Origin of the sequence: Stenotrophomonas sp. HMWF023 (genome assembly GCF_003060985.1) — a bacterium.
GTDB lineage: Bacteria > Pseudomonadota > Gammaproteobacteria > Xanthomonadales > Xanthomonadaceae > Stenotrophomonas > Stenotrophomonas lactitubi.
Map to the genome: position 1 here is coordinate 7,250 of NZ_QAIJ01000101.1, position 4,948 is coordinate 12,197.

Here is a 4,948-nt window from a genome sequence, read left to right on the forward strand (position 1 = left end):
TTTCTGGAGCCCGCTACAGTCTCCCGCTGCCGGACCCGAAGCTGCCTGCGATGGGCGGCCCAAGCCGTTTGCTCCGCCGCTGTTTGATGACGATCGCAGCTGCCTTGCTGTTTCTGCCAGTCGCTCGAGTGACGCCTTCCGGCGTCTGCAGTCCCAGGCAATCGAAGTTGCCGCCGGGCATCCCGCCCGGCGGGTCGCAACCGCTACCCGGACACCGAGGATCAGACGATGCTTATTTCAGGCTCCATGGAAGGTGCTCAGGCGCCGGCCGAAGTGCTCACCCGTTGGTCTCCCCTGCGCGCGCTGCGGGGGGTATTGGGCAGGCAGCGCCGTGCCACGGAGGTGGCCGAGCAGCATCGGCGGCACGTCGAGCTCGAGGCCCAGGTTGCCGCACTGCATCGGGTGCAGGCGGTCATCGAGTTCGCCCTCGACGGCACCATCCTGCAGGCCAATGACAACTTCCTGCAGGCAGTGGGATATCGCCTGGATGAGATCCAGGGCAGGCATCACTCCCTGTTCGTCGATCCCGAGGACGCGCGCAGTACCGGATACCGCGACTTCTGGGCGCGGCTGGGCCGCGGTGAATTCGATGCAGGGCAGTACCGGCGCTTCGGCAAAGGGGGGCGCGAGATATGGATCCAGGCCTCCTACAACCCGGTGCTTGACCTGCACGGGCGGCCATACAAGGTGGTCAAGTTCGCGACTGACATCACGGCGCAGAAGCAGCAGGCGGCCGAGTCGGCGGGGCAACTCGCGGCCATCGAAAAATCGCAGGCGGTGATCGAGTTCAGCATGGATGGTCGCATCCTGGCCGCCAATGCGAACTTCCTGGCCGCCACCGGCTATACGTTGGAAGAAGTGCGCGGCCAGCATCATTCGCTGTTCGTCGAGCCCGACTACCGGGCCAGTGTCGAGTATCGCCGGTTCTGGGAAAAGCTCGGCTCCGGCGAGTACGACGCAGGCCAGTACCGGCGGCTGGGCAAAGGTGGCCGCGAAGTGTGGATCCAGGCGTCGTACAACCCGATCCTCGACGCGGGCGGGCGGCCGTTCAAGGTCGTCAAGTACGCCACCGACATCACCGCACAGGTGCATGAGAGCCAGGCCATGCAGCGCGCCGTGGCGCAGACGCGCGAGGTGGTGGCGTCGGCGAAGGAGGGCGACCTGACCCGGAGCATCGCGATGGCCGACAAGAGCGGCCCGATCGCCGAACTCTGCGGCGGCGTCAACGCGCTGGTCGAAGCAATGGCCGGGATCATCGGCCAGATCAAATTCGCCGCAGACACCATTGCAGTGGGTGCGAGCGAGATCGCCGAAGGCAACAACGACCTGTCCCAGCGCACCGAGCAGCAGGCCGCATCACTGGAAGAAACTGCAGTGTCGATGAAGGGGCTGGCCGAGACCGTGCAGCGCACTGCGACCAATGCACGCCAGGCCAGCCAACTGGCCGGCGGCGCCGCCGATGTGGCCGCACGCGGTGGCCAGGTGGTACATGAAGTGGTCTCGACGATGGCGGTGATCAACGCCTCCTCGCGTCGCATCGTCGACATCATCGGTGTGATCGATGGCATTGCGTTCCAGACCAACATCCTGGCGCTCAACGCGGCCGTGGAAGCGGCGCGTGCCGGCGAGCATGGTCGTGGTTTCGCCGTGGTCGCCACCGAGATCCGCGAGCTCTCGCAGCGCTCGGCGGGTGCAGCGAAGGAAATCAAGCAGCTGATCGATGCGTCGGTTGCCAACGTCGGCGCCGGAACGGCGCAGGTCGAGAGCGCAGGGCGGACCATGGACGAGATCGTGGTCGACGTGCGCCGGGTCAGCGACCTGATGACCGAGATCAGTGCCGCTGCGCAACAGCAGAGCGACGACATCCAGCAGATGAACCACGCGGTCGATCTGATCGACCAGGGCACGCAGCAGAATGCGGCGCTGGTGGAAGAGGCATCAGCGGCCGCGCGCAGCATGGAGGAGCAGTCCTCGCAGCTGTTGCAGACGGTGGCAGGGTTCCGTGTGCACGCGGGGGCGGGTGCAGGGCATGGCCATGGCGTGCATGCGCCGGCGCTGCGGGTGGTGTAGCGTGCAGGACCGCGCCGGCCTATGGGGCGGCGCGGTCGTCGACCTGGCCGGCATACAGCTGCGGGTGAGTGTGCGCATACATCCAGAAATCGCGCGGTTGCCCACGGACATGGCGATAGGACTGCAGCAATCCCTCGCGTTGCATGCCCAAGCGTTCGAGCACGGCAATGGATCGCAGATTGCTGTCGAGTACGGTGGCCTGGATGCGCACGCAACCCAGTGCGGTATGCGCCCAGGCGATGACCGCGCGCGCCGCCCCGGTCGCCAGCCCGCGTCCCTGATGGGCAGGGGACAGGTCGTAGGCCAGTTCAGCGCGGTGGTGCTCGATGTCGATGTCGTTGAGGCCGACAGTGCCGAGCAGCTGGTCGTCGCTGTCGAGGATCGCCCAGCGGCGGCATCGTGCGTTGCGCGCATGGTCGACGACCTGCCGCTGCAGAGCCTCTACAGAGACATCGCCCCAGCTGGTGTGCTCGATCACGCCCGGCAGCGACAGGTAGTTCGACCAGGCGACAGCGTCCTGCGGGACCAGTTCGCGCAGGTGGGCCTGGAGCGCTGGGGGAAGGATTGGAGTGGAGTGTGTTGCCATCGCTCGAGTGTCGGCGGCGTCGGTCGGGCAGGGCAAGACCGGAAACGACAAAGGCCAGGTCGTGGACCTGGCCTTTGATCGTGGTGCCGGTGAAAGGACTCGAACCTTCATGGGGTCACCCCCGGCTGATTTTGAGTCAGCTGCGTATACCATTCCGCCACACCGGCAGCAGCGGGCTAGTGTACCCGAGCCCGGCGGGTGTTCATAGAGGTGCAGGCGAACGGGGCCGAAATGGCGTTGAATTGTCGGTATCGGCTGGCTGCTGGCTATACTGTGAAGGCTTAACAGGCACAGGAGCGATAGCGCTATGTCAGCGTTGCAGGACCTGCGGGTGCTGGTAGTCGAAAACGATGAAATGAGTGCAGCCCTGCTGCAGATGCAGCTGGTGCAGTCCGGCGCTCTGGTCGTCGGCCTGGCCGCGTCCGTTGCCGAGGCGCTGCGCCTGCTGGAAGAGGCCGCCCCTGACGTGGCCCTGCTGGATTACCGCTTGGCCCACAACGAGACCAGCGAACCGGTTGCTGCGGCGCTGGCCGCGCGCGGCGTGCCGTTCGTGCTCGCCACCGGCATGGCCGCTGAACAACTGCCGGTCGCGATGCAATCCGGCGTGCTGCTGATCAAGCCCTATCTGTCCGTTGATCTGTCCAAGGCCTTGGTTCGCGCCGTTGGGCGTTCCAGCGCCAACGTCTGATCCCGCCGCTCAGGCGGCTTCCTCGTAGACGTAACGGATGTCCTCGCGGTCGTCGAGGATGGCGTACTGCGCAGCCAGATTATCCGGGTCCGGGTTGAGCCAAGCGTCCAGATGCTCGGCGCGGATCGGCAGTACTCCCCGGTCATGGCCGGCAGCGGCGACATCGATTGACGGCCCATCGGTGATGGTGGCGAAAGACAGCAGGCGTCCTTCCGGACCGTCCCATTCCGCCCACAGGCAGGCCAGCAGCAGGTCGCGCGGCGGGTTCGGGCGGAATTCCAGCACCACGTCCTGTGCCTTCTCGTCATTGTGCAGGGTGCGGCCGGCAATGGCGTGGCGAGGTACGTGCTCGTAGAAGGCCTGTACCACCACCACGCCATGGCGCAGCCCGAAGGCCCCGCGCCAATAGCCTTCCAGGCTGTCCCGCCGCGCATTGTAGGTGCCCGGGTAGAGCACATCGTTGCGTGCGGGCTTGTCCGGCAGCCGGCATTGATAGCGCATGGGTTTGATCACGCGCCGGCCATGCTCGCTGACCATCACTGGCGCGTAGGTGCCGGGAAAAATACGGTTGTCACGTGGCAGCAGCTGTTCCCGGTGCAGGTCGTCCAGCCGTGCCTGCGCGCGGTCGATGCGGTTGCCGGCAACGCGCAGGTCATTGCGTGCCTTCTGTGTGGGCCGCGTGGCCAGGGTGGCATTGGCGATGTCGCGACGTTCAAGCTGCCGTTCCAGCTCTGCCTGCAGCTGCTGCCGCTCCTGTGCATGCCATTGCTGGATCTTCGCCACGATGTCGCGGCCCAGTTCGGTGCGCGCACCAGCAAAACCGTCGTCCATGGCTTTCGGCGTCTTCGGTCGTTTCTTGCCGGGATCATGCGCATAGAGTTCGGCGAATTCCTCCAGGGAGAGGACGGCGCCGAACTCGCGCACCAGCTTGGCGTAGTCGGCGCGGATCAGGGCGGAATAGCACATGGGACTCTGCCGGAAGAAGGGTCGCAGCGGCTGCGATGAGGATGCGGCAGGATAGCCCGACCTTCCAGGAGACGTTGCATGAATGATCCACAGACGATCCAGTTCCGCGAGGCGGTGCCGACGGTCGAAGACTACTGCCAGCTGCGCGCACTGGCTGGCCTCAGCGCAAAGACCCACGAGGCCGCAACTCGGGCATTGCCCAACACCGTTTTCGGCGTCTGTGCCTACCAGGGCAGCGAGCTGGTAGCGATGGGCCGGATCATCGGTGATGGTGGTTGCCACCTGCAGGTCTGCGATATCGCCGTGCTGCCGCGTCTGCAGGGTCAGGGTCTGGGCAAGGCGGTGATGCAGCGTCTGAGTGACTGGATGCAGGGCAACCTGCCGCCGTCGGCGTATGTGAGTCTGTTGGCCGATGGCGAAGCGCATCGGCTGTATGCGCAGTTTGGCTTTGCGCCGACCGCGCCAGCCTCGATCGGCATGTATCGCCGGTTCTGAGGTGCGGTCACCGCGGAATCGCAGGCAAAGAAAAACCCCGGCCGAAGCCGGGGTTTCAAAGATTGGCGTCCCCACGGGGATTCGAACCCCGGTCGCCACCGTGAAAGGGTGATGTCCTAGGCCTCTAGACGATGGGGACGCAC

5 protein-coding genes and 2 tRNA genes are annotated in these 4,948 nt (G+C 65.6%); 3 read left to right on the forward strand and 4 right to left on the reverse strand.

Features of this window, described 5'->3' with window-relative positions; all coding sequences use genetic code 11:
• The first annotated feature begins 228 nt into the window (after window positions 1-228).
• Window positions 229-2,070: a methyl-accepting chemotaxis protein gene (locus tag DBR20_RS05160; RefSeq protein WP_108265435.1), complete on the forward strand. Its 1,842-nt coding sequence runs from the start codon at window positions 229-231 to the stop codon at window positions 2,068-2,070.
• A 19-nt stretch (window positions 2,071-2,089) separates the two neighbouring features.
• On the opposite strand, the gene DBR20_RS05165 is transcribed toward DBR20_RS05160, so the two are convergent.
• Window positions 2,090-2,656 (reverse strand): GNAT family protein, encoded by a 567-nt coding sequence (locus tag DBR20_RS05165; protein WP_108265436.1) that lies wholly within the window; start codon window positions 2,654-2,656, stop codon window positions 2,090-2,092.
• 81 nt (window positions 2,657-2,737) lie between these two features.
• Window positions 2,738-2,823, reverse strand: a tRNA-Leu gene (locus DBR20_RS05170).
• A 140-nt stretch (window positions 2,824-2,963) separates the two neighbouring features.
• Between DBR20_RS05170 and DBR20_RS05175 the strand changes: the two genes are divergently transcribed.
• Entirely contained in the window at window positions 2,964-3,344 is a 381-nt protein-coding gene (locus DBR20_RS05175; protein ID WP_108265437.1) for a response regulator, read from the forward strand.
• A 9-nt stretch (window positions 3,345-3,353) separates the two neighbouring features.
• Here the strand turns inward: DBR20_RS05175 and DBR20_RS05180 are convergent, their stop codons facing one another.
• Complete coding sequence (locus DBR20_RS05180) at window positions 3,354-4,310, reverse strand: SOS response-associated peptidase family protein (protein ID WP_108265438.1); 957 nt, start codon at window positions 4,308-4,310, stop codon at window positions 3,354-3,356.
• A 78-nt stretch (window positions 4,311-4,388) separates the two neighbouring features.
• On the opposite strand from DBR20_RS05180, the gene DBR20_RS05185 reads away from it, so the two are divergent.
• Window positions 4,389-4,805, forward strand: a complete 417-nt coding sequence (locus tag DBR20_RS05185) for a GNAT family N-acetyltransferase (protein ID WP_100552850.1) — start codon at window positions 4,389-4,391, stop codon at window positions 4,803-4,805.
• Between the two features lie 63 nt (window positions 4,806-4,868).
• On the opposite strand, the gene DBR20_RS05190 is transcribed toward DBR20_RS05185, so the two are convergent.
• Window positions 4,869-4,944: transfer RNA gene (locus DBR20_RS05190), tRNA-Glu, on the reverse strand.
• Window positions 4,945-4,948 lie beyond the last annotated feature (4 nt).

Bases quoted from the DNA above. Each gene is read 5' to 3' on its own strand.
- DBR20_RS05175 (WP_108265437.1), top strand. From the start codon at position 2,964: ATGTCAGCGTTGCAGGACCTGCGGGTGCTGGTAGTCGAAAACGATGAA.
- DBR20_RS05160 (WP_108265435.1), top strand. From the start codon at position 229: ATGCTTATTTCAGGCTCCATGGAAGGTGCTCAGGCGCCGGCCGAAGTG.
- DBR20_RS05165 (WP_108265436.1), bottom strand. From the start codon at position 2,656: ATGGCAACACACTCCACTCCAATCCTTCCCCCAGCGCTCCAGGCCCAC.
- DBR20_RS05185 (WP_100552850.1), top strand. From the start codon at position 4,389: ATGAATGATCCACAGACGATCCAGTTCCGCGAGGCGGTGCCGACGGTC.
- DBR20_RS05180 (WP_108265438.1), bottom strand. From the start codon at position 4,310: ATGTGCTATTCCGCCCTGATCCGCGCCGACTACGCCAAGCTGGTGCGC.